Source organism: Arthrobacter sp. NQ4 (assembly GCF_029077345.1).
Taxonomy (GTDB): domain Bacteria; phylum Actinomycetota; class Actinomycetes; order Actinomycetales; family Micrococcaceae; genus Arthrobacter.
This window is the reverse complement of record NZ_JARETC010000013.1, coordinates 28,559-50,256: the sequence shown is the minus strand read 5'-3', so window position 1 is coordinate 50,256 and position 21,698 is coordinate 28,559. Positions and strand designations below refer to the sequence as shown.

The 21,698-nt window shown below is 66.5% G+C and carries 22 protein-coding genes; 9 read left to right on the top strand and 13 right to left on the bottom strand.

Annotated features, from left to right (window positions below):
* From PUN51_RS17965 to PUN51_RS17950, 4 genes are all read right to left on the bottom strand, one after another.
* A complete protein-coding gene (locus tag PUN51_RS17965) occupies window positions 1-2,199 on the bottom strand; it encodes an ABC transporter ATP-binding protein (RefSeq protein WP_224023735.1) in 2,199 nt (732 codons plus the stop codon).
* The gene (locus PUN51_RS17960) at window positions 2,196-3,185 is read right to left on the bottom strand and encodes an ABC transporter permease (protein ID WP_275181979.1); all 990 of its coding nucleotides are present in this window, start codon (window positions 3,183-3,185) and stop codon (window positions 2,196-2,198) included. The genes PUN51_RS17965 and PUN51_RS17960 overlap by 4 nt, the downstream gene beginning before the upstream one ends.
* Before the next feature lie 2 nt (window positions 3,186-3,187).
* The gene (locus PUN51_RS17955; RefSeq protein ID WP_224023739.1) at window positions 3,188-4,171 is read right to left on the bottom strand and encodes an ABC transporter permease; all 984 of its coding nucleotides are present in this window, start codon (window positions 4,169-4,171) and stop codon (window positions 3,188-3,190) included.
* Window positions 4,172-4,438: 267 nt separating this feature from the next.
* On the bottom strand, window positions 4,439-5,050 hold the full coding sequence (locus PUN51_RS17950; protein WP_374114974.1) for a TetR/AcrR family transcriptional regulator: 612 nt from the start codon (window positions 5,048-5,050) through the stop codon (window positions 4,439-4,441).
* A gap of 120 nt (window positions 5,051-5,170) precedes the next feature.
* Here PUN51_RS17950 and PUN51_RS17945 point away from each other — a divergent pair, with 120 nt between their 5' ends.
* The 5 genes from PUN51_RS17945 to PUN51_RS17925 all read left to right on the top strand — a co-directional run bounded on the left by PUN51_RS17945 (window position 5,171) and on the right by PUN51_RS17925 (window position 8,887).
* Window positions 5,171-5,728: an NAD(P)H-dependent oxidoreductase gene (locus PUN51_RS17945; RefSeq protein ID WP_159629654.1), complete on the top strand. Its 558-nt coding sequence runs from the start codon at window positions 5,171-5,173 to the stop codon at window positions 5,726-5,728.
* A 166-nt stretch (window positions 5,729-5,894) separates the two neighbouring features.
* Entirely contained in the window at window positions 5,895-6,536 is a 642-nt protein-coding gene (locus tag PUN51_RS17940; RefSeq protein ID WP_224023741.1) for a GerMN domain-containing protein, read from the top strand.
* Window positions 6,537-6,608: 72 nt separating this feature from the next.
* Window positions 6,609-7,901 (top strand): aminotransferase-like domain-containing protein, encoded by a 1,293-nt coding sequence (locus tag PUN51_RS17935; RefSeq protein ID WP_224023743.1) that lies wholly within the window; start codon window positions 6,609-6,611, stop codon window positions 7,899-7,901.
* Window positions 7,902-7,945: 44 nt separating this feature from the next.
* Complete coding sequence (locus PUN51_RS17930) at window positions 7,946-8,374, top strand: universal stress protein (RefSeq protein WP_159629650.1); 429 nt, start codon at window positions 7,946-7,948, stop codon at window positions 8,372-8,374.
* Between the two features lie 177 nt (window positions 8,375-8,551).
* The gene (locus tag PUN51_RS17925; RefSeq protein ID WP_159629648.1) at window positions 8,552-8,887 is read left to right on the top strand and encodes a hypothetical protein; all 336 of its coding nucleotides are present in this window, start codon (window positions 8,552-8,554) and stop codon (window positions 8,885-8,887) included.
* Between the two features lie 22 nt (window positions 8,888-8,909).
* Here the strand turns inward: PUN51_RS17925 and PUN51_RS17920 are convergent, their stop codons facing one another.
* The 5 genes from PUN51_RS17920 to PUN51_RS17900 form a co-directional block, all read right to left on the bottom strand.
* Window positions 8,910-9,527: a phosphatase PAP2 family protein gene (locus PUN51_RS17920; protein WP_159629646.1), complete on the bottom strand. Its 618-nt coding sequence runs from the start codon at window positions 9,525-9,527 to the stop codon at window positions 8,910-8,912.
* Between the two features lie 16 nt (window positions 9,528-9,543).
* Window positions 9,544-11,022 (bottom strand): dihydrolipoamide acetyltransferase family protein, encoded by a 1,479-nt coding sequence (locus PUN51_RS17915; RefSeq protein ID WP_275181978.1) that lies wholly within the window; start codon window positions 11,020-11,022, stop codon window positions 9,544-9,546.
* Window positions 11,023-11,029: 7 nt separating this feature from the next.
* Complete coding sequence (locus PUN51_RS17910) at window positions 11,030-12,010, bottom strand: alpha-ketoacid dehydrogenase subunit beta (RefSeq protein ID WP_275181977.1); 981 nt, start codon at window positions 12,008-12,010, stop codon at window positions 11,030-11,032.
* Window positions 12,010-13,242, bottom strand: coding sequence for a pyruvate dehydrogenase (acetyl-transferring) E1 component subunit alpha (gene pdhA / locus PUN51_RS17905; protein ID WP_275181976.1), 1,233 nt, complete (start codon window positions 13,240-13,242; stop codon window positions 12,010-12,012). Before pdhA ends, PUN51_RS17910 begins: the two co-directional genes overlap by 1 nt.
* Before the next feature lie 149 nt (window positions 13,243-13,391).
* Window positions 13,392-14,510: a histidinol-phosphate transaminase gene (locus PUN51_RS17900; RefSeq protein WP_275181975.1), complete on the bottom strand. Its 1,119-nt coding sequence runs from the start codon at window positions 14,508-14,510 to the stop codon at window positions 13,392-13,394.
* 107 nt (window positions 14,511-14,617) lie between these two features.
* On the opposite strand from PUN51_RS17900, the gene PUN51_RS17895 reads away from it, so the two are divergent.
* Both PUN51_RS17895 and PUN51_RS17890 read left to right on the top strand, forming a co-directional pair.
* Complete coding sequence (locus PUN51_RS17895; protein ID WP_224023752.1) at window positions 14,618-15,043, top strand: phage holin family protein; 426 nt, start codon at window positions 14,618-14,620, stop codon at window positions 15,041-15,043.
* Between the two features lie 226 nt (window positions 15,044-15,269).
* Window positions 15,270-16,208, top strand: coding sequence for a hypothetical protein (locus PUN51_RS17890; protein ID WP_275181974.1), 939 nt, complete (start codon window positions 15,270-15,272; stop codon window positions 16,206-16,208).
* A gap of 28 nt (window positions 16,209-16,236) precedes the next feature.
* Here the strand turns inward: PUN51_RS17890 and PUN51_RS17885 are convergent, their stop codons facing one another.
* The gene (locus tag PUN51_RS17885; RefSeq protein WP_224023756.1) at window positions 16,237-17,496 is read right to left on the bottom strand and encodes a hypothetical protein; all 1,260 of its coding nucleotides are present in this window, start codon (window positions 17,494-17,496) and stop codon (window positions 16,237-16,239) included.
* Between the two features lie 86 nt (window positions 17,497-17,582).
* Window positions 17,583-17,870 (bottom strand): hypothetical protein, encoded by a 288-nt coding sequence (locus tag PUN51_RS17880; protein ID WP_224023758.1) that lies wholly within the window; start codon window positions 17,868-17,870, stop codon window positions 17,583-17,585.
* Window positions 17,871-18,076: 206 nt separating this feature from the next.
* Here PUN51_RS17880 and purB point away from each other — a divergent pair, with 206 nt between their 5' ends.
* Both purB and PUN51_RS17870 read left to right on the top strand, forming a co-directional pair.
* Window positions 18,077-19,519, top strand: a complete 1,443-nt coding sequence (purB, locus tag PUN51_RS17875) for an adenylosuccinate lyase (RefSeq protein ID WP_224023760.1) — start codon at window positions 18,077-18,079, stop codon at window positions 19,517-19,519.
* A 149-nt stretch (window positions 19,520-19,668) separates the two neighbouring features.
* A complete protein-coding gene (locus PUN51_RS17870) occupies window positions 19,669-20,346 on the top strand; it encodes a histidine phosphatase family protein (protein WP_224023762.1) in 678 nt (225 codons plus the stop codon).
* Here PUN51_RS17870 and PUN51_RS17865 read toward each other — a convergent pair.
* Both PUN51_RS17865 and PUN51_RS17860 read right to left on the bottom strand, forming a co-directional pair.
* Window positions 20,343-21,311 (bottom strand): serine/threonine-protein kinase, encoded by a 969-nt coding sequence (locus PUN51_RS17865; protein ID WP_224023764.1) that lies wholly within the window; start codon window positions 21,309-21,311, stop codon window positions 20,343-20,345. The two genes, PUN51_RS17870 and PUN51_RS17865, sit on opposite strands and share 4 nt — an antisense overlap.
* Window positions 21,308-21,583 carry a hypothetical protein gene (locus PUN51_RS17860; protein ID WP_224023766.1) on the bottom strand — a complete coding sequence of 92 codons (276 nt, stop codon included), beginning with the start codon at window positions 21,581-21,583 and terminating at the stop codon, window positions 21,308-21,310. Before PUN51_RS17860 ends, PUN51_RS17865 begins: the two co-directional genes overlap by 4 nt.
* Window positions 21,584-21,698: the final 115 nt, after the last annotated feature.

Genomic DNA, 21,698 nt, shown 5'->3' with positions numbered 1-21,698 from the left:
CTAGGGCGCATGGTGGTCTACCGGTTCGTGGACCACCAGCATGTCCTCGTCCAGCTCCCCGTCCGGGAAGAAGCAGGCGAACTGCTGGTCCGTGGCGGAGGACGCCGTTTCCAGGGGCGGTTCAAGGGTGAGGCACTTCTCCTGCTTGGCCGGCGGGAGTGCGGCGAAGACGGGACAGCGGGTGGCAAAATTGCAGCCCTTCGGTGCCTGCAGCGGCGAGGGCAGGTCTCCCTGGAGGATGATGCGTTCGCGGGTGCGTTCCAGCTGGGGATCCGGCACGGGGATCGCGGAGAGGAGGGCGCGGGTGTAGGGGTGGCGGGGGTTGTCGAACACCCGTTCCACGGCGCCGATCTCCACGATCTTTCCCAGGTACATGACGGCCACCCGGTTGGAGATGTGGCGGACCACCGAGAGATCGTGCGCCACGAGCAGGTAGCTCAGGCCCAGTTCGGCGCGCAGGTGGTCCAGCAGGTTGATGACTCCGGCCTGAACTGAAACGTCGAGGGCCGAGACGGGCTCGTCCAGGACCACCAGCTTGGGGTTCACGGCCAGTGCGCGGGCTATCCCGATCCGCTGGCGCTGGCCGCCGGAGAACTGGTTGGGGAAGCGGTTGACGTGGTCCGGCTGCAGGCCCACGAGCTTCATCAGCTCCATGATCCGCTTCCTGATCGCGGCCCGGTCCATGCCCGCGTTCTGCAGGGGCTCGGCAAGGACTTCGTACACCGTGAACCGCGGATCCAGTGCGCCCGTGGGGTCCTGGAACACCATCTGGAGTTCGCGCCGCATTTTGGCTTTGGTCCGGGCATCGGCCGCCTGCTTGTTGCTCAGGCCGCCAATGACCACCTCGCCGTCCTGGTCCGGGTGGAACTCCATGATTTCCAGCAGCGTGGTGGTCTTTCCGGATCCGGATTCGCCCACGATGGAGAAACATTCGCCTTCGCGGATATCGAAGCTCAGGCCGTCCACGGCCTTAACCGTGCCGATCCTCCGCTTGATCAGGGCGCCCCTGGTCAGCGGGAAGTGTTTCCGCACGTCCGTGAGCTGTAGGACGGTGGACCGCTCCTCCCTGGGAATGGCATCGAAGCGGGACACCGGCACGGGCGGCGCAGCGAATACGTCGTGCACATCCACGGTTCCGCCGAGTGAGCCGGACTTGATGCACGCCGCGCGGTGCCGGGCGCCGTCGTCAACGGGTGCCAGGGCGGGCTCACCGTCCAGGCACGCCTCCGAGGCCAGGGGGCAGCGGGCAGCGAACGAGCAGCCGGTGGGGGCGTGCAGCAGGTTGGGCGGCATGCCCTCGATGGGAACGAGCGAGGATTTCTCTGCCACATCCACGCGGGGCACGGCGCCCAGCAGGCCCATGGTGTAGGGCATCCGCGGGTTGTAGTAGATGTCATCCACGGCACCGGTTTCCACCGGCCTGCCTGCGTACATGACCATGATGTCGTCGGCCATCCCGGCCACCACGCCAAGATCGTGCGTGATCATGACGACGGCGGCGCCGGTCTCCTCCTGCGCCGTGTGGAGCACCTCCAGGACCTGGGCCTGGATGGTGACGTCCAGGGCCGTGGTGGGCTCATCGGCGATCAGGACCCGGGGGTTGTTGGCTATGGCGATGGCGATCATCACGCGCTGGCGCATGCCGCCGGAAAATTCGTGCGGGAAGGCCTTCAGCCTGTCCTTGGGGCTGGGAATCCCCACCATGGCCAGAAGTTCGACGGCGCGGGCTTCCTTGGCCGTCCTGCTCATGGTGGGGTGGTGGATGGTGAGCGCTTCGATGATCTGGGTGCCCACGGTGAACACCGGGGTGAGGGATGACAGCGGGTCCTGGAAGACCATGGCGAGGTCGTTGCCGCGGTACTTGCACATGTCCTTGTCGCTGAGGCCCAGCAGTTCCCGGCCCTTGAGCCGGACGGAGCCGGAGACCTGGGCCGTGGGCGGGAGGAGCCCCATGACGGCCAGCGAGGTGACGGACTTGCCGGACCCCGATTCGCCCACAATCCCCAGCGTCTTGCCCGGCATCAGGTCGAAGTCGACGCCCCTGACGGCGTGCACAATGCCGTTCTCCGTATTGAAGCGGACGTTCAGGTCGCGGACGGACAGGACGGCGTCGCCGGGGGCGTGGAGCCCTGCCACGTGCAGGCGCTCCACGGCTGGACGCGATGGGTCCGTGGCTCCGGTAGTGGTTTCGCTGCTCATGCCGCCTTCTTTTCCGCGGTGATTTTCCGGGTTTTGGCTTTCTTTGCCTTGCCGCTGGAAGTTGAGCTGGGGTCAAAGGCGTCGCGCAGGCCGTCGTTCATCATGGCCAGGGAGCCGGTCAGCAGGAACATTACGGTGAGCGGCACCCAGAACATCCAGGGGAAGGTCTGCACCTGGGAGGTGGCCTGGCCGATCAGCACGCCCAGGCTCACGTCCGGGACCTTGATGCCGATGCCGATGAAGGAGAAGGCGACCTCGGCCAGGATGGCTGCGGTGACGCCGCGGGTGATGTCCAGGATCAGCAGCGAGCCGATGTTCGGCACCAGGTGCAGCCAAACGATCCGGCGCGGCGGGACACCCATGTACTGGGCCGCCTTGACGAAGTCACGCTGCATCAGCGACATGGACATGGAGCGGATCAGGCGGGCGGTGCCCATCCAGCTGAACACCAGCAGGACGATGATGAGCAGAAGCCACGAGGGCAGGTCGCGTTTCAGGCCTGCACCGCCGCCGCTGGTGGCTACAGCAACCACCAGGAGCGCCGGCATCATGATCAGCGCTTCGAGGATGAACAGCATGACCTTGTCCACCTTGCCGCCGAAGTAGGCCATGGTGCAGCCGTAGACCGCGGCAATCAGGACCGACACCAGTCCCACCACCAGGCCGATCAGGATGGAAATCCTGGTGCCCTCCACGGTCATGGCGTACAGGTCGATCCCTGCCTGCGACGTCCCGAGGTAGTGGTCGGCCGACGGGGGCATGCCGATGTTGAAGGGGTCGATGGTTTCCTTGTCCCATTGGGTGAAGAAACCGCCGATGAACGAGAAAACGGTCAGGGCCAGGAAGATGGCCAGGCCGGCCACTGCGGTCTTGTTGCGCAGGAAGCGGCGGAAGATGATGGTGGTTTTGCCAATGACGACGTCGGCGCTTTCCAGGTGCGCGTCCTGCGCCACTGCTGCCGGGTCAACGGCGTTCAGGTTGGTCATGGCTACTGCACCCGCACTCTCGGGTCGACAAGCGTGGTGGCGAAGTCCGCGAGGATGGCGCCCAGGGCGAAGATCACGGAGCCGTATGCCAAGGTGGCCGTGGCCGCGTTGACGTCCTGCAGCGAGATGGCGTCGATGCTCCAGGACCCCACACCCGGCCAGGCGAAGATCTTTTCCGCGAAGAAGCCGCCGGCGAAGATGGCCGGGATGGTGAAGGCGATGCTCTGGGCCACCGGAATGAAGGAGACGCGCAGTGCGTGCCGGGCAATGGCCTGGTTGCGGGTTAGCCCCTTGGCGCGTGCGGTGCGGACAAAGTCGGCGTTCACGTTGTCCAGCAGGTATTGCCGCTGGGCAATCTGGTACGCGCCCCACCCCACAAGGGTGATGGCAACCGTGGGGACTGCATAGTGGGCCAGCATGTCCACGAACTGGGCCCAGCCCGGCGCGATGCCGGGGGTGGAGATGCCGGTGACGAAGAAGATCCGGTCGCCCACGGATTCGTTGATGTTGATGGCGCCCAGCTGCACCAGGAAGTAGGCGATGGGCGCCGGCACGATGTACGCGAGGTAGCTGTAGGACGTGATGACCCGGTCCTGGAACTTGTACTGGCGTGCCGCCGAATAGACGCCGAGCGCGACGCCGATGACCAGGGTCAGGATGATCGATGCCAGGAAAAGCCGGGTGGAAATCCAGACCCGGTCCCCGAACTCGGCGTTGATGTAGGCGCCGTTGGGGCTGCGGCCCCAGTCCCAGCGGGTGACGATTCCGGTGAGCCAGTCAACGTAGCGCTCCCACGGGCTGAGGTCCGGGTCCAGGCCCTTCAGCCGCATGGAATTGGCCACCTGCTCCGGGGTGGGCCGGGGGATCCGTTCCTGCTCGAGCAGCGCCGGCTTAAGCGAGCTGACGGCCAGGAAGTAGCCGGCGGACGTGGTGAGGAAGATCATCACCACATACGTGATGCCGCGCTTGGCGAGGTACTTGAGCATGAGCGCTGCTGGATCCTTCCGTCTTCCCCGGACAAGCACGGGTTGTGCCGCCTCACCGGGTCCTGCACCAGCGGGTAGCTGGCCTCCCGCAGCCCTTAGGGCAGGTCCTGGTGGACTATGTCGCGGGTCACATTCCAGAGGAAACTATCACAAGCCCCAACCCGAAAAGTGCGGGAATCCCCGGAAATTGGACGCGCCGTATCAGATCGTTATGAATAGTTCTGTGAAGCCCGCATGACTGGACGTGGGGGAACGCCATCGCGTAACCTACGCGCCCGTGACAACCCGTGTCACAAGGTCGCGCCAGGATGTTGCCAGCCGTTCGCGTGTGACGCCATGTTCACGGATCAGGTGCAGGAGCCGCTCGGGATCGAGGGTGGCGTTGAGGGATCCGGCCATCAGCCAGGGTTCCGGGGAATCCATCCCGCCTTCGCGCAGCAGCATCTCCACATGCCGGTCCCAGAGGGCGGCGGCAGGTACTTCGAACTTTCCCCTGGAAGCATTTCCGGCAGCAAGCACCAGGTCCCCGTATTCCACCACGTAGGCGATCCGCTCGGTTCCGAAGGCGATCAGCCGGTCGAGCGGCGGAGCACCTGGCCCCAGTGGCGGCGGTCCGAACAGGAACCGGGCTTGAAACGCGGCCTCGGAGTCGTTCAGCAAGGTCAGCATCAACCCGGCCCGGCTGCCGAAGCGGCGGAAGACGGTGCCCTTGCCCACGCCGGCCTGTTCGGCCAGCCGGTCCATGGTGAGCGCAGCGGCTCCGCCCTGCTCGATCAGTTCCCGGGCAGCCAGCAGGAGGCGTTCCCGGTTGCGGGCAGCATCGCTGCGTTCCGCGGCCGTTACCGGGGTCATTCCCGGCCGCACTGGGATGGAACTCACACAGACAGTGTAAGCATGGGGAATATAAACGGACTACGGTCCGTTTAGTCTGGTGAAGGCTCCGCGAGCCCGAAGTTTGACCGATAGCGGCCCCCGCCGCTCCCCTAGCCAGGAGTTCCCATGACCAAGAGCACAGTACTTACCCTTGTCGGCAGCCTCCGCGCCGAGTCCACCAACCAGAAGCTGGCCGAAGCCATCCAGCTCAACGCCCCGGAGCAGGTGGACGTGGTGATCCACGAGAGCCTGGGCAACATCCCGTTCTACAACGAGGACATCGACGTCGAGGGCCAGGTCCCTGCCGCCGCCGCAGCCCTGCGCGCCGCAGCCGAGGAAGCCGACACCGTCCTGCTGGTCACCCCCGAGCACAACGGCACGGTTCCCGCCGCCCTGAAGAACGCCATCGACTGGCTGTCCCGCCCCTTCGGCGCCGGCGCCCTGGCAGGCAAGCCCACCGCCGTCGTCGGCACCGCGTTTGGCCAGTACGGCGGCGTCTGGGCCCAGGATGAGGCCCGCAAGGCTGCCGGCATTGCAGGTGCCCGGATCCTGGAGGACGTCAAGCTCGCCGTCCCCGGTTCCATGGTGCGCTTCGCCGAAGTCCACCCCAAGGACGACGCTGAGGTTGTAGAGCAGATCAAGGGCATCTTCGACACCCTTGCCGCAGCAGCTCCCGCCGCCTAGTCCCCCTGGCGCAGCGCCCGGCACGCAGCCCGCGTGCCGGGCGCTGCTGCATCCGGTGTTGCCGTGACCAACTCTTGTCTCAACCGGTACCGTGCGGACATCTCCGCCGGCCGGCGCCGCCGTAGCGTTAATCCCCTGGACCTACCGGATCGGATTGCGGTGCCGCATGGCAAAAAGATGGAGCGGGGACGGGCGTGGGCGCGGTGCCCTGGCTGCGGTCGCCGGCTGCCTGGCGCTCCTGCTCTCCGGCTGCACGCCCAGCGGGGGCAGCGCCGGATCCAGCGGGGCCCCGCTGGCCCTCCTTCCCGCCACGGCGCCGGCCACCCCTTCCACCGGTACGGCCGGAGCGGCGCGGGAAAATCCGGACAGTCCCACGGCCCCTCCGGACCCCGGCACCAACGCCGGGCCCGCGACTCCCCCGGTGACGGCATATTTCGTGATGGTGGACGACGGCGGCAGGCACGGTGTCCGCTTCGGCTGCAATGACAGCCTGGTTGGCTCCGCCCAGCCGGGAGGCTCCGGGGACGCCCGGCTCAAGGCGGCAATCGGCGCCCTGCTGGGTGGCGGCCGCCCGCCCGCGAACGCCTACAACGCACTGGGCTCTTCCCGGCTGACGTTCCTTTCCGGGAGCTTCGACGGAACCACCGTCACCGTTTACCTTTCGGGAACGCTGAACCAGGGCGGAACATGCGACCTCCCCAGGATCGAGGCCCAGCTAACCCAGACCGCCCTCGAAGCCGTAGGTGCCATCAGGGCCGACATCTTTATCAACGGCGAAGGCCTGTCGGACTATCTGAGCCTGGATTAGCGCGCCGCCTGCCGTAAATCGCGTATAAACAGATGTTGCCTCGGAAGCAACAACGGGCTGTATCCTGACTCTGTGACCCACGAAACACTTGACGCCCCGGCCGGAACTCTGCCCGCCGAAGCCATCGATGCGATCGAGCGCGCGGCCACGTCCGCCCACCGCCACGAGGGACTGTTTTCCGAGCGGGCGGCCAACATCCGCCAGTCGGCCGTCCGGGATGTTTTCGACATCTCGATGCGGCCGGGACTGGTTTCCCTGGCGGGCGGAAGCCCGTACCTGCAGTCACTTCCCCTGGACCGCCTGGCAGCGACGGCGGCAAAAATCATTGCCGACGACGGACTCACGGCCCTTCAATACGGCGCCGGGCAGGGTACCGCGGAGCTCCGGGCACAGATCTGCGAGGTCATGGCCGCCGAGGGAATCCTGGATGCCCTGCCGCAGAACGTGGTGATCACGGCAGGCTCACAGTCGGCCCAGGACGTGGCCACCAAGCTCTTCTGCAATCCGGGAGACGTGGTCCTGGTGGAGGATCCCACCTACGTGGGGGCGCTGAACACCTTTGAGGCCTACCAGGTGCGGGTGGAGACCGTGGAGATGGACCAGTACGGCCTGGTCCCGGAGCTTCTGGAGGCGCGGATCGCGGCCCTGCAGCTTGCGGGCAAAAGCATCAAGTTCCTCTACACCATCCCCAACTTCAACAATCCTTCCGGGATCACGCTGGCCAGGGAACGGCGCCAGCAGGTGGTCGATATATGCCGCAGGGCGAATATCCTGGTCCTGGAGGACAACCCCTACGGACTGCTGCGCTTTGAAGGTGAGCCTTTGCCTCCCCTGCGCGCCGCCAACCCGGACGACGTCATCTACCTCGGCTCCTTCTCCAAGATCTTTGCCCCCGGCCTCCGCATCGGCTGGGCCCTGGTGCCTGAACACCTGCAGCGCCGGTATTACCTCGCCGCGGAATCGGTGACGCTCTGCCCGCCGGCCCTGAACCAGATGCTGGTCTCCGCCTACCTCCGCGACTACGACTGGAAAGGCCAGATCGAAACCTACCGCGGGCTGTATGCCGAACGCTGCCGCGCCATGCTGGCAGCACTCAAGGAGTACATGCCGGCGGGGACCACCTGGACCAGCCCGCAGGGGGGCTTCTTCGTCTGGGTGACCCTGCCCGAAGGCGTTGACACCTACCCGCTGCTGCACAAGGCGATCGATGCCGGCGTCGTGTTCATCCCCGGCGCCGCCTTCACGCCGTCGGACGAACCGTCCAACAAGCTGCGGCTCGCGTTCAGCGCCGTTCCCCCCGACGCCATCGCCGAGGGTGTGCGCAGATTGGCGCCGGTGCTGCAGGAAGCCATGGCGGCGCTGTAGCGTAAGCCACACGAACGCCGAAAACCGAGCAAAGGAGCATGCATATGGGTGGAATCATCGTTGTAGGGGTTGACGGCAGCGAGACCGCGAAGAGGGCGGCGGAGTCGGCCAGGAACCTGGCTGCAGGACTGGGCGCTTCACTGCACGTCGTGTCAGCCTTCGACAGCGACCGGACCGAGGTCTTCGGCAGCGGCAGCGACCGGTGGATCGTGTCCGATGCCGACGCCGCAGAGCAGGTGGCACGGACCGTGGCTGAGTCGCTGGGCCGCGACGTCCCGGTCACCTATTCCGCAGCCCGGGGACGGCCCGCAGACGCCCTCATCAAGGAAGCCGTCCGCATGGATGCCCGCGTGATCGTCGTGGGAAACCGGCGCATGCACGGCATCGGCCGTGTCCTTGGCAGCGTGGCCAACAGCGTGGCCCACAACGCCCCGTGCGACGTGTACATCGCCAACACCTACGACGCCGACTAACGCGCGGAAGCCCTCCTGGGGTAACGCAGGACACCCCCCGTGGTGGCGGACATCGCTGCGGGGGGTGTCCGTTCTCACCGCAATATCACCGATTCAGCTGCTGGCGCAACGATAAAATTGGATGGGCCCCCAAAGGCGTGGACACTGCCGAATCCACCCCACAGCGAAGGGCTCCCCTTGATCACCTTGCAGCGCCGCCAGCTTGTTGGCCACGACATCCTCCTGGCCCGCCACGGCAACCACATCAGCTCCATGCGGGTGGACCGCAGCAATGACCGGGTGGTTGCGCTCCTTGATGACGGCAGCCTGGACAGCGCACCGAACCTCATCACCCCCGGGCTCCAGCTTCCGCAGACCGTGCGCAGCGTCCTGCGCGAGGACTGGAAGCTCCTGAGCGCCTGGGCCGGCATGGCCGCGCTCATGGGTGGCCTGATGACCGCCGCCGCTGTTGTGCTGGGAACCACCGCGGATCCGGCCATGCTCGAGGCTTTCACCGCATACGCCGCCTACTAAGCCCGGTTGGGAGCCTGAACGTTCAGGCCACCAGCCAGCCCTGCAGCACCCACCAGATCCCGGCCATCACCAGCCCCCCGAAGAGCGATCCGGCCACCACTTGGGCCAGGGAATGGGCCCGCAGAACCACACGTGACCAGCTGACTGCCGGGATCAGGAGCAGCAGCGGTGCCCACGCGGCGCCGAGCATCAGCACGGATACGACGGCGGCGCAGGACACGGCAGCGGCGTGGCCGCTCATCTTCCAAAACGGACTGACCACCGCCAGTACCGCCACGCCGCCCACCACCGCCAGGACCATCGCAAAGACGCTCTCCGGCGCATCCACGGCGCCCAGTACCAGCAGCCCTACGGCGATGCAGCCCAGCGCCATCAGCAGCACGGGTGCACGCTGCTTCCGGTCGCTTACATGGTGGTCCGTGACCTTGCCCAGCCTGACCAGGACCAGCAGCACCATCAGCGGAAGCACGCACACGAAGAGGGCCGCCAGCGCGCCGTAGCCGATGGTTCCCGGGAAACCCGGCTGGGCCAGCGGGCTGATCAGCAGCTGCAGGGAAACCACCACCGGAGGCTGGAAGACCTCCGTCAGCCACCTGGCTGTGCGGTTCCTGACCCGGATTGCCCCGTTGTCTATTGCCACGTCCTGACCCGGCGCCCTAGTCCAGGAGGAGCGCGGGCTCCTCCAGGATGGCTGCGACGTCGGCCATGAAGCGGGCGGACAGGTCACCATCCACCACGCGGTGGTCGAAGGATCCCCCGAGGGTGGTGATCCAGCGGGGAATCACCTCTCCGTCCAGGACCCAGGGCTTCTGCTTGATGGTTCCGAAGGCAACGATGGCCACCTCGCCCGGATTGATGATGGGCGTCCCGGTGTCAATGCCCAGGGCGCCGATGTTGGTGATGGTCAGCGTCCCGCCCTGCATCTGCGCCGGCTGGGTCTTCCCGGCCCTGGCCGTGGTGGCAAGGTCGTTCAGCGCCAGGGCCAGTTCCTTCAGGGACAGGTCCTGCGCATTCTTGATGTTGGGAACCATGAGGCCGCGCGGAGTGGCCGCGGCTATGCCCAGGTTCATGAAGTGCTTGACCTGGATCTCGGCGCTGCCGTCCTCGTTATCCACCCAGGCTGCGTTCACGCTGGGGTTCCTTGCGGCGGCCCAGATGACGGCCTTGGCAAGGATCAGCAGCGGCGAGACCTTGATGCCCTCGAAGTCCCGGGAGGCCTTGAGGCGCTTGACGAATTCCATGGTGCGGCTTGCGTCGACGTCCACGAAGATGCTGACGTGCGGTGCCGCGAACGCTGATTCCACCATCGCCTTTGCCGTGGCCTTGCGGACGCCCTTGACCGGAATGCTTTCCACGCGCTGGTCCTGCGGCTTCCCGGCCTTGCCCCAGAAACCGTCCGCCTTGTCCAGTTCGGCGTCACGCTGCGCCTGGTAGCTCACCAGGTCCTCGCGCGTCACCTCGCCGCGGGAACCGGTGGCAACAACGTCGGCGAGGTCGATGCCCAGGTCGCGGGCAATTTTGCGGACCGGGGGCTTGGCCAACACCCGGTTGACCAGGCCCGTGATGGTGCCGCCAAGGGTTGGCCGGGTGTCGACGGCGGCAGGTTCCGCCGCGGAAACCTCGGCGGGCGTGCGGGGCTGGACAGGTTCAACCTCGGGGGCGTTGACCGTCACGGCAGCCGCCGGTGCAGTCTTCCGCGGGCGCCGCTTGACGGCGTCGGCCTTGGGTCCTGACCCCACCAGGGGAGCGGCGGACGGGGTACCGGCGCTCCCGGCCTCCCCCGCATCCACTGGCAGCTTGCCGTAGAGCGGCTGGGCAGGAAATTCAGCGGGAGTACCGGCGGCGGGAACGGCCTGCGGCGCGCGGACATCGGCGGGGGTCGGGTCCCCGGAAACTTCGTCGCTGACGCTGATGATGGCGGTCCCGACGTCGACAGTCACCCCTTCCTCCACCAGCAGTTCGGTGACGGTTCCGGCAAAGGGGGACGGCAGCTCCACGATCGACTTTGCGGTTTCGATCTCGCAGATGACGTCATTGACGGCGACGGTGTCACCGGGCTTGACCTTCCAGGAGACGACTTCCGCCTCGGTGAGGCCCTCGCCGACGTCGGGCAGGTTGAACTTGTTCAGGGTCATGGTGTCCTCAGTAGGAGAGGGCGCGGTCCAGCGCCTCCAGGATGCGGTCGATGTCCGGAAGGTAGTCTTCCTCCACCTTGGCAACGGGGTAGGGCATATGGAACCCGCCGACGCGGATCACGGGCGCCTCAAGGGAGTGGAACGCCCGCTCGCTGATCCGGGCTGCGATCTCGCCGCCGATTCCGCCGAACGTGGGAGCCTCGTGCGTGACGATCAGCCGCCCGGTCTTTTGGACGGAGGCGGTGACGGTGTCGAAATCGATCGGGGAGATTGACCGGAGGTCGATGATCTCGATGCTCCTGCCGTCCTCCTCCGCTGCGTTCGCGGCTGCCAGCGCCACGGGCACCAGGGGGCCGTAGGCCACCACGGTGGCGTCTGTGCCCTCGCGAAGGACGTGGGCCTTGAACGGATCCTCCGACGGCCCGGGTGTCTCGACATCAACGTCGCCCTTGAGCCAGTAGCGGCGCTTGGGTTCGAAGACGATCACCGGGTCCTGGCATTCAACGGCCTGTTGGATCATCCAGTAGGCGTCATGCGGATTGGACGGGGTGATGATGCGCAGGCCCGCCGTGTGGGCGAACAGTGCCTCCGGGGATTCGGAGTGGTGTTCAATGGAGCCGATGCCCCCGCCGTATGGGATCCGGATGACCACGGGCACGCTGAGGTTTCCGTTGCTGCGCGAATGGATTTTGGCGAGCTGGGTGGTGATCTGGTTGAAGCCGGGGAAGACGAAGCCGTCAAACTGGATCTCGCAGACCGGGCTGTATCCCCGGAGGGCCAGGCCGATGGCGGTGCCGATGATCCCGGACTCGGCCAGCGGGGTGTCCACCACGCGGTCCGGGCCGAACTCACCGATCAGCCCGTCCGTGACCCGGTAGACGCCGCCGAGCGGACCGATGTCCTCGCCCATCAGCAGTGATTTGGGGTGTGCGGCCAAAGTGGCGCGAAGGCCTTCGTTGATGGCCTTCGCGATGGTCATGGTGGTCATCAGTGGCCTGCCTTTGCTGCCTGCCCGGCGGACTCTTCCTCGCCGGCGAATCCTGCGCTGTATTCCTCGAACCACGCCAGTTCCTCGGCGACCAGCGGGTGGGCCTCCCTGTAGACGTTGGCGAAGGCCTGCCGGATATCCGGGTTTTCGAGGTCGTGGGCGGTACGCCGGACGTATGCGGCCAGTTCGTCGCCGTCGGCCTTGACCTTGGCGAAGTAGGCGTCGTCCGCAAGGCCCTCGGCACGCAGGTACTTCTCCAGGCGCGCAAGCGGGTCCTTGGCGCGCCAGGCGTCTTCCTCCGCCGACTGCCGGTACTTGGTGGGATCGTCTGCCGTGGTGTGCGCCCCGACCCTGTAGGTGAAGGCTTCGATGAGGACCGGCCCCTTGCCCTGGCGGGCGTGCTCCAGGGCCCACTCGGTAACTGCGTGCACGGCGATTACGTCATTTCCGTCGACCCGGATGCCGGGGAACCCGTAGCCCTTTGCCCGGTTGGACAGCGGAACCCGGGTCTGGACGTTGGTGGGCACGGAGATGGCCCAGTGGTTGTTCTGGCAGAAGAACACCACGGGGGCCTTGTAGGAGGAAGCGAACACCATGGACTCGTGGACGTCGCCTTCCGAGCTGGCGCCATCGCCGAAGTACGCGATGACGGCGGCATCCGGCTCCCTGCCTGCCGCGTTAGATGCGGCGGCAAGCTTCTGGTCACGCTGGATCCCCATCGCGTAGCCCACGGCGTGGAGGGTCTGCGCAGCCAGGACCAGCGTGTACAGGTGGAAGTTGGTGTCCTTGGGGTTCCAGCCGCCGTTGGAAACACCGCGGAACTGGCGCAGGAGTTCGGCCAGGTCCACGTTGCGCGTGAGGGCCACGCCGTGCTCGCGGTAGGTGGGGAAGATGTAGTCCTGCGGCTGGCTGGCCCTGCCCGATCCGATCTGTGCTGCCTCCTGGCCGGTCAGCGGGACCCACAGCGCCAGCTGGCCCTGGCGCTGGAGGGCGGTCGCTTCGACGTCGAACCGGCGGATCGCGGCCATGTCGGCGTACAGGCCGCGGAGGGCCTCAGGGGTGAGCTTGTCCGCGTAGTCGCTGAAGACCGGCTCGGTGCCCAGTTTCCCGTCGGGGCCGAGTAGCTGCACCATCTGGGCCGCGGGCTCGCCCATCACGGCTTCAGCATCGGCTTCCCGCTGGTCGTCTACCGCTGTTCCGTCGAACTCGGTGGAAGGCAGATGAGTGCCCATACCGTCTCCTTGCTTGCCGCATCCGGATGCAATGCAATGTCGCTGGGATATATGCCGTACGGGGAATACATTCCCGGCACGGCATATACATTGGCTTACTGATCCTAACTTTATCTTCGGTAAGTAGCGGGAGGGCTACTTGTTAAGTGCTAGGAAGTTGCCGGTGCCTTTGTATAGTCGGCACACAACTGGAGGAATCGGGTATTCGCTTCGGGTTCTCCGATGCTGACCCGCACGCCCTCTCCGGCGAATGCCCGGACGGACAGGGCGCGTGTCCCCGCCAGCTCTGCGAAAGCAGTACTTTCGGCGCCAAGCGCGAGCCAGACGAAGTTTCCCTGGGCATCCGGGACCGCCCAGCCCAGGTCCCGGAGACCCTCGGTTACCCGGGTCCGCTCATCCACGAGTTTTTGTACCCTTTCCACAACCTGGGCGTAGTTCTCAAGGGAAACGATTGCTGCCTTTTCGGCTATCTGGGATACCGCGAAAGGTGTTGCGGCGACCCTGAGGTACTGGGTCAGTCCGGGGTTGGAGACGCTGTAGCCAACGCGGAGCCCTGCCAGGCCGTGCGCCTTGGAGAACGTACGGAGCACCACCACGTTGGGATATTTCCGGTAAAGGTCGATCCCGTCCACGGCGTCCTCCGCCCTGACGAACTCCTGATAGGCCTCATCGATGACCACCACCACGTCTGCCGGGATGGAGCGGATAAACGCTTCGGTTTCGGCTGCAGTAAGGGCAGGGCCGGTGGGGTTGTTGGGCGTGCAAAGCAGGATGACTTTGGTGCGGGCGCTCACCGCGGCCGCCATGGCCTCGAGGTCATGCCGTCCCTCGGCGGTCACCGGAATGCGTACGCTCTCTGCGCCTGCCAGGCCCACGCTGATGGGGTACGCCTCAAAGGACCGCCACGCATAGATGACCTCGTCCGCTTTGCCGTCCTCGTTCTGGCCGGCAAAAGCAGCCAGGATCTGGTTCAGGGCACCCAGGCTTCCCGCTCCAGTGACGATGTCCTCCGCCGGTACGCCCAGGAAATCCGCGAGCGCCGCGCGGAGCTTGCTGCTCAGCGGGTCCGGGTACCGGTTGAAGTCCGTCTGGCCGGCGATGGCCTCGAGGACGGCCGGGATGGGCGGCAGCGGGTTTTCGTTGGAGGACAGCTTGTAGCTGGCAAGACCGCTGACGGCGGCCGGCGGTTTTCCTGCCGCGTAGCGGGGCAGCCGGTCCAGCACCGGGCGGGGTGCGATGCCGCCCGCCCTGGTATCAGATGAAGTCATGGCTCCTAGCCTACGTCCAAGGTCCCGTGGGAATCCGGGGGCCAGTCCCCGAAAAATCGGGGCACGCCGCCATCCTCCCCCATGGGACGGTATGGAAGCATGGTGCCATGGCTTCATTCATCCTTCGGGTCATCGTCAATGCCGCAGCGCTGTGGGTGGCCAGCTGGCTGCTGCCGGGAATGGACATCTCCAGCACGGCGGCATCTGATGCCGTAGCCAGGACCGGCATTTCGCAGGACACCGGGACGATCGGCATTGTCCTGGCCTACCTGTTCATCGGCCTTATCTTTGGCGTGGTCAACGCCTTCGTGCGGCCGCTGGTGCGGCTCCTCGCGCTTCCCATCACCATCCTGACCCTTGGCTTGTTCGCCATCGTCATCAATGCAGCCATGCTGTACCTGACGTCCTGGATCAGCACTTACACGCCGGTGCACCTCACGATCGATTCCTTCTTCTGGACTGCGCTGCTGGCCGCGGTCATCATCTCGCTGGTGTCCCTGGTGGCGGGTTTGCTGCCGGGCGGCCGGCGCTGACTCCCCGGCGCATCGCCCCTCTTTCGAAGAGCCCCTCCCCCGGGAAGCCCTGCCCTCCCGAGTAGGAGGACGGCGGAGAACAGGTACCCCCTAGGTACCGCTCCCCGGAACAGCAGGAAAAACTCCAGTACCTGCCACCCATGACCCCCACGGGACCAGCCGCCTAGGCTGCAAACCGGGCCCCAAGAGGCCCGTTGCTGTCAGTTCCGGAAAACGGGGGCCCACCATGAAGCCCATAAGGTTGCTGCTCGCTGCCTGCCTGCTTATGACATGGCAGGCCGACCCCGCCCATGCAGAATCGGACCCTGCCCTGCAGGGCGGCGGCCCTTTGGGCAATGACATCTCCTGGCCGCAGTGCGGCTCTGATCTTCCGGCGCCCCCGGCATTTGCGATCGTGGGCGTGAACGGCGGCCGCCCGGACACGGTCAACCCGTGCCTGGATGCCCAGCTGGCGTGGGCGGACCAGAGCGCGGAGTCGGCCGGTGGAACGCCGGCGGCGGTGTATGTGAACACGGCCGCAACCGGGCCCGCGGAGGGGTTATGGTGGCCGGCAGACAACACCTACGGTGGCGCCGCCGTCAGCAACCCGTATGGATTGTGTGACGGCACCGCGTCCCCGGCCTGCGCTTATGTTCACGGCTACGCCATGGCTGCCGTTGATGCCGCAATCCTGAAGGGGGTGGACGGCGGCGGGGTACGCCGGCTGTGGTGGCTGGATGTTGAAACCGGAAACAGCTGGTTATGGGACAAGGCAGCCAATGCAGCTGAGCTGGAAGGCATGACCGCCTACCTGCAGGGGACCGGCGCGGATGTGGGGATCTATTCCACTTCCTTCCAGTTCGGCGAGATTGTGGGCGGGGTAAGTCCTGGCAGCAACCTATACGCGCTCCGGAACTGGCTGGCCGGCCCCGATTCGGCCTGGTCCGCCAGGGAATATTGCGCGTCCGACCCCCTGACCCCGGGCGGGACCGTCACCACAACCCAGTTCACCGAGAACAACCTGGACTACAACTACCGCTGCCCGGGCGCCCCTCCGGCACCCGCTCCGGCGCCCGTTCCAGCACCCCCTCCACAGCCTGCCCCGCAGCCCTCCCCACCTGCCCCGCAACCCGAACAGCCCCGCTCCACCCGGTGCGTGGAATTGCACGCCGCCCAGATTTCGTAAGGGCGGCAACAGCCAGGAGAATCAACACCTACCTGGCCCCCGGCTGCGGCCGCCCGGAAAAGGGATCCCTCCGGTCCATGGGCGGAGCGGGCGGCGGAGGCTTCGACAAGGAAAACCGGGTGGCAGTGGCCGCCCCGCCGGCGCCCAGTACCCCGCCCAGTACCGCGGTGGACTGGACCAGCGACGGATCCTTGCTGGCGCCCACAAGCTCCGCCGCCTCCTCGTAGCCGGTCAGCCGGTGCCCGGGCCCCAGGCCGGCGTCTTCTCCGCCGCGCACGTACAGGTCATTGGTCACGGTCACGGTGACCTGGTTCCGGGCGTCCCGGTTGGGCAGGCCATCAGTGCCCGGCACCCAGTCCGTGCGGTGTTCGAGGTGAAGCGTGCTGACCTCCGGCGGGGGCGCGATGCGGGCAACGGGAGATCCGGCAGTCAGGACGTACTTCATGCGGTACTCCCTGAGGACGTCCTCGTCCGCCGCCAGGTTCATGGCATGGATGCCGCCCTGGCTGTATCCCACCGCCACCACATCAGCTCCCGGTTGCGCACCGGCCGCCCGAAGTGCCTGGAGGACAGCGGCATTCACCTGTTCCGAGTTGCTGCCCATCCCGTCGACAATGCCGGAAAGATCGAAAGGATTGGTGCCGTGGTCGGCGTCGTTCATCTGTGTCCCGGGAACCACCACGACGTAGGCCTTTCCGCCGCCGGTATGCACCTCGATAACTTCGATGTAGCCGCTGCCGCGCTCCTCAATCAGCCTGACCCGCTCAAGCAGCCCGGCGGGGGTGGCGTCGAGGTCGATGCGCAGGCGCTCTTCCTGCCTGACTGTTACAGGGCCTGGGCGCAGCGACGGGACAAGCCAGCCAACCGCCGGTTTGATGCCGGGAAGGACCGTCACGGCGTTTGCCAGCACTGATTCAGTGGCATCACCGTTCAGGAAGCCTGTCCGCCAGAAATCCACGTGCTTCTGCAGTTCCACGTCCGGTTCCGACAGACCGAGCATCCACTGCATATGGGCAGTGGATTCGGCCATTTCGTAATCCCACCTGCAGCTGCGCACCTGTCCACTGATCCGCTGCAGTTCCAGGCGGACTTTCAGGACCGCATCCCGCGCCTCCCCCACCGCGATCAGCGCCGCGGAGCCTGTGGCGCGGGGCTGGTCCTGGTAAGGACAAAGCTCCTGCCAGGCCCCGAAAAGCTCCGCCTCAACGGCGGTGAGCCCCCTGGCGAGCCCATCCAGCTTCGCGGCCCCCGCCTCCAGTTCCTCCAGCTGCACCGTAATGCCGCCCACGCCTCCGGATATTGTCAGGATCCCGTCCGGAGGAGGCGGCGAAACATGAAGGGGACCGCCTGAGCCGGAGGGAGTTGCGTCCGCCATCAGAACCGTCCGTCAGCTGGACAATCGGCTGTCAGGGCTGCCTGGGCATGGACGGCCACCGCGGCAGAAGCCTCCCGGATCCGGTCCAGGGCCCGCCGTACTGCCACCGCCTGAAGGCTCACGGAATCCCGGTATGCCTGTCCGGCCGGCGACTGCCAGTCCTCCAGCTGGATCTGGTGAAATCCCGACAGCACCTCTTCGGTCCGGTCCGAAGACCGGGCCACCTTCCTGCCTACTTCCTGGACTGCGAGGCTGATGCCCAGCCCGCCACCCCATATCCCGTCCATCAAACCGTCCCCCCGTCCCAGCTTCCTACCCGGTTTCCTGCCCGCCGCCCGTCCCGGCCTCCCCGGCCGGACAATCCGCCCCAACCGCGCTGCTCCCAACGCTAGGCACGCGCCGCTGCCCACGTAAGCGCCGCCGTCGGCTATGTGGACAAGTAACGTGGACGATCCGCTTAAGGCGCTGCCGGACTTCATGAAAGAATCAGCACATGCCTGAAACTGCCGCCACAGCTGATACCCGTACGCCCTCAGGACGCCTGGCCCTCGCCGCGTCATCGGAAAAAATCGCTCTTGGACCCCTGGACGGCCGTTACCAGTCCGCCGTCGCGCCCCTCGTGGACTACCTGTCCGAGGCCGCCCTGAACCGGGACCGCGTGGCCGTGGAAGTTGAGTGGCTTATCCACCTGACCGGCAACAACGTCCTTCCCGGCGCCGGACCCCTGAGCGCCGAACAGCAGGACCGGCTCCGCGCCATCGTCACCGAATTCGATGCAGCGTCGGTGCAGGAGCTCGCCGACATCGAAGCCGTGACCGTGCACGACGTGAAGGCCGTGGAGTACTACATCGGCCGCCGCCTCCCCGCAATCGGCATTGAAAACCTGACCGCCATGGTCCACTTCGGCTGCACCTCCGAGGACATCAACAACCTCTCCTACGCGCTCGGCGTCAAGGGTGCTGTGGAGGACGTGTGGCTCCCGGCAGCCCGCGCCCTGGTGGCACAGATCAGCAGGATGGCGGAGGACAACCGGGCGGTCCCCATGCTGTCCCGCACCCATGGCCAGCCGGCCACCCCCACCACGCTGGGCAAGGAACTGGCCGTGATCGCGCACCGCCTGACCCGCCAGCTGGATCGGATCGCGAAGACCGAATACCTGGGCAAGATCAACGGTGCCACCGGCACCTACGCCGCCCATGTGGCCTCCGTCCCCGCCGCCGACTGGCAGCAGGTCTCCAAGTCGTTCGTGGAAGGCCTGGGCCTCACCTGGAACCCCCTCACCACCCAGATCGAAAGCCACGACTGGCAGGCGGAGCTCTACGCCGACGTGGCCCGCTTCAACCGCATCCTGCACAACGTCTGCACCGATGTCTGGAGCTACATCTCTATTGGCTACTTCGCGCAGATCCCGGTGGCCGGGGCAACCGGCTCGTCCACCATGCCGCACAAGGTCAACCCCATCCGCTTCGAGAACGCTGAGGCCAACCTCGAGATCTCCAACGGCCTGCTGGACACCCTGGCCGCCACCCTGGTGACCTCCCGCTGGCAGCGCGACCTCACAGACTCCTCCAGCCAGCGCAACATCGGCGTCGCATTCGGGCACTCCCTTTTGGCCATTTCCAACGTGGCCAAGGGCCTGGAGCGCCTGGATGTTGCCGAGGACGTCCTGGCAGCGGACCTGGACACCAACTGGGAGGTCCTGGGCGAGGCAATCCAGATGGTGATGCGGGCCGAGGCGATCGCAGGCGTCGAAGGCATGGAAAACCCGTACGAGCGCCTCAAGGACCTCACCCGCGGCCAGCGCGTGGATGCCGCCCGCATGCAGGAGTTTGTGCAGGGCCTGGGCCTTTCCCCGGAGGCCGAGGCACGCCTCCTGGCTCTCACCCCCGGCCGGTACACCGGCATCGCGGACCAGCTGGTGGACCACCTGAAGTAGGCACTGCGCCAGCAGGGCTGCCGGAAGGGCAGGAATTTACGACGGCGGCGCCGGGCTCATGTGGGCCCGGCGCCTTCGTTGTGGAGCGGCAGCGCCACGGACAGTTCCGCTTTGCGCCCGCTACCAGCCGGGGGTGGGAAACTGGGAATATGAAGTTGCTCCTGATCCGCCACGGCGAAACCCCCGGCAACGTGCTGGGCCAGCTGGACACCGACCATCCCGGCCCCGGGTTGACCGAACTCGGCGAACGGCAGGCAGAAGCCATGGCGCGGGCCCTTGCCAACGAACGCATCGGAGCGCTGTACGCGTCCACGTTGATCAGGACGCAGATAACGGCCGCACCGCTGGCACGCCTGCACACCCTTGACGTTGAGGTGCTTGAAGGGCTGCACGAAATCGAGGCCGGATCACTGGAGAAGCTCACCGACCACGAATCCCATAAGCGCTACATGGGCACCGTGATCTCCTGGGCTGCGGGCGACCTGGACCGGCGCATGCCCGCGGGGCCCGACGGCCACGCCTTCTTCGACAGGTTCGATGCTGCCATCGCGCTGGTGGCCGGGCGGGCGGAACGCCAGCAGCACGGCACCGTTGCAGTGGTCAGCCACGGCGCCGCCATCCGTACCTGGGCGGGGCTGCGGGCCGAGGGCGCAGACCACGAGTTCGCTGCCCGCCATGTCCTGGCCAACACCGGAATCGTGGCACTCGAAGGCAGCCTGGCGACCGGCTGGACCCTGCTCCACTGGGACGGAAGCCCCGTGGGCGGCCTTGCCCTGGCAGACCCGACCGCGGAGGACCCGACAGGTCGGGACGTAGCCGCCCCCTAGGCCTGCTGCCGGTGGCGCCGGGATGGACGTGCCCGCAGCGCGGGACACGGACGGGCGTCGATCCCGCCGGGCAGGCTCCCGCGGACCCCTTGAACGCTTGGGCTGCGGGACGGCACCCCGGGCACAAGCCGGGCTGCCATCGCTGCGGCATCTGCCGCCGCCGGCCGTTCCCGGGGATCCATGGCGGTAACGGACCGCAGCAGGGGCACCCAGCCGCCGAGGTGGCCTGGGACGTCCGGGGACCGCAGGGTCCGGGCCACGAGGGATTCGATGGCGGTGCCGGGAAACGCCTTGGTGCCTGTGAGGAGCTCCAACAGGACCAGCCCCATGGCGTACACGTCCCATGACGGAGCCGCTGCCCCGCCGGATGCCTGCTCGGGACTCATATAGTGCACTGTGCCGGACGAAATTCCGGGCTCGGGCGCCGAGCCGGTGGCCGTGGCAATTCCGAAATCGATGATCCGGACAGGACTTCTCCGCAGGCCGCTCAGCATCAGGTTTGCGGGCTTGATATCACGGTGCACAAGACCGTTGGAGTGAAGGTACGCGAGCGCACCGAACAGGCCGCGGGCCCAGAGGGCCACATCAGCGGGCGTGGGGCTTTCCAGCCGTAGGGTTTCGGACAGGGTTGCCCCCAGGGCCAGCTCCTCCACAAGATAGGGCCGTCCCGCATGGGTCCCGCCGCCGCCCACCACGCCTTGACCCAGCAGCCTCACGATGGATGGGTGGGTGAGGCCGGCGAGGACGGAAGCTTCGTTCCGGATCCGCTGATGCTGCTTCCGGCCGCTGGCTGCCGCGATCTTCACGGCCACCTCCGGACCGCCCTCAAGGTCCACCGCCCGAAAGACTTCGGCAGCTGCTCCCCTGCCCAGGCGTTCCCTCAGCTGGTAGCGGCCTGCCAGCGGCCCAGCGGCATTCAGCGACGAATGCGGCAGCGCCGGCGCTGCCGTCCCCGTGGCGCTCATGCGGGAAAGGCTGCGGTATGGTGGGCGCCCCTGGAATCAGTTGTCCATGCATCGAGCTGGAACCCGCAGGCGCAACGCCACACAGGCGGAAGTTCGGTACTTCCGGCACTGGTTGGGGCGAAGGTGTAGCTGGCGCGCTCCCACCCGAGTGCCGGGGTCACCAGCTGCATCGGTGAACCGCAATGGACGGCGGCCTTTCCCTGCGGCGCTGTGGTGCCGTCCAGGGTGGATCGCGTCAGGTCCAGGAGCCCATCAGGGGTGGTCGCAGCCATGCCGGGCTCACGCGGTGAAACTTCGGTGGAAGAAACCAACACACTCACGACTCCGTTGGGAAGCAACTTTGGGAACAATCGTAAGCTTACATATAACTAGCCGAACTAGCTAGTC